This window comes from Pseudomonas sp. FSL R10-2189 (assembly GCF_009600325.1).
GTDB lineage: Bacteria > Pseudomonadota > Gammaproteobacteria > Pseudomonadales > Pseudomonadaceae > Aquipseudomonas > Aquipseudomonas helleri.
Window position 1 is genome coordinate 1 of record NZ_WIVZ01000079.1, and the last position, 2,128, is coordinate 2,128.

Sequence of the window (2,128 nt, forward strand, 5' to 3'; positions counted from 1 at the left end):
ACCAATTACATAGCCAGGTGCTTGCTGAAGTCAGGAGGGTTTAGAAATCAGCTACACCCTTAAATGCGAAGAGCCGCAATAGCCCTGGAAGTCTATCGCAAACTTCTTGGTCGGCTATTTTAAGACAATTTGAGGAAATCACAGATTCGAAATCCCCAGAACAAAAAACGCTTATTAAAGGTCTAGCCGCCTGCCATCTGACAGAGATAGCTTATGCTCGTGCTGATATATTTCCTGTCGAAGTAGTAGACCGATACACTAGCGAAGATGGGACATGGCTGATAAAGCTGTCTAGCATAAATTCTATAGACGCAGAAACTCTGGCAAAATCGATGGGGTTAGAGCCCCCCGCAGTTCGCCTTGAAAACAAATTAATTAAAAATCTGGGAGAATTCGAGGCAGTAACATGGAGTTTAATAAGCAATTCACTTTTAACCAGGGAGGAAGAAGGCGAAACTTTAATAACCTTTCAAGAATACGAAACCAACAATGAAGACCAATTAATATTCATATTCAATTGCAAAACACCACCACCATATTTCAAACAATATTTTATAGCACCCGATTCCTTACAAGGCACCTTTCGACAACTAAGTCGACGAGCAAGCGCGCTTGACAAGCTAGAAACACATGCAGAACTAATGAATGTTTTAATCCATCCACAACAAAGAATCATCACAACACAGGACAAACTTCCGGAGAACGACACCTTCAACAATCTGGACACTTCAAAGCAAGATGCATTCAAAAAAATTCTACGAACACTGCCAATATATCTTGTTCAAGGACCGCCTGGAGTCGGTAAAACTCACTTAATCACAGCACTAATCAAACAGATTTTCGAACAAGAGCCGGATAGTAGAATTTTATTGACGGCTCAAAGCCATTCAACAGTGCAACATCTATTCCACGAGATAGAAAAAACAGGTGTCATTAATGGTGAAGGCCCAGAAACCAATCTCTTGGTCATCCAGTGTAACAAGCAGGACAAGGACGACGACACTGAGGTTTCTGATGCGGATATTAAGGCTAAAAATTATCTGAAGAAACTCATAGATAGCCCACTATTCAAAAAATCAAAATCGCAAAATACAAAAAACACTATCACCAGCATGATGCATGGAGCAAAATCTAAACGATACCCTCTGATAAACCAGTTACTACGCTCCGCCAATATGGTTTTCTCAACTACGAACGCTGAACCGGTAGAGAGGATGATTAGGGACAAGGCTCAGTTTGATTGGACTATCATGGAAGAAACAGGAAAGGTTACTGGGATTGAACTACTCAGCCCGCTTCTACTTTCGCACCGTAGGCTGATGATTGGAGATCATAAGCAGCTCCCACCTTACCGCTCAACCGAAATCAAAGCTATTTTGTCAGATGCTGAAAAGCTGAGAGTAGTCTTTAAAGAAACCGAACAAATATCTAACTCCAAAATCAAAGGAGAAACAATTAAAGCAATGCTCGACGAGGAAACCCTCACTACAGATGCTTTTCGAGATATCGGGATTAGCGCAACTCGCAATCTAATGCTATTTGAAACACTAATCAATGACGAAGAGGCAGAATCAAAAAACCACAAAAAAATATTCGGATCTCTGGAAAATCGAAAAGCCATAGCAAGTATGCTAACCGTGCAACACAGGATGCACCCGGATATAGCCGAATTGATATCTCATGTTTTCTATAAAAAAGAATTAACTACTGACGAAGGAAAAATTAAACATTACTTACAGACACCGAACCCTCGACCATTTTTCTTTGCATCTCCCAAACCACTGACGAACTCAGCAGCAATCACATGGATCGATATGCCTGACGTTCAGACGACGAAAAACATGAAAGAGGGAGATAGCCTGCCTAGGTGGCAAAACAAGCTGGAATGCAGTGCAGTTGTTGATCTACTAAAAAAACTACGCAAACACCCAAACGTAGAACAAAAGCCAAAACTGGCAGTGCTATCACCCTACGCAGAACAGGTTTCACAACTAGCTAAAGCACTAACCAGAAAAAACCCAGACAGCAAATATCTATCAAATCTTGATCTATTTACTGGCTCTTCGCATTTAAGGGTGTAGCTGATTTCTAAACCCTCCTGACTTCAGCAAGCACCTGGCTATGTAAT

At 41.2% G+C, this 2,128-nt stretch carries 1 protein-coding gene; it reads left to right on the top strand.

The features are described from left to right. The first annotated feature begins 332 nt into the window (after positions 1-332). Entirely contained in the window at positions 333-2,081 is a 1,749-nt protein-coding gene (locus tag GHO32_RS25880; protein ID WP_153443083.1) for an AAA domain-containing protein, read from the top strand. Positions 2,082-2,128: the final 47 nt, after the last annotated feature.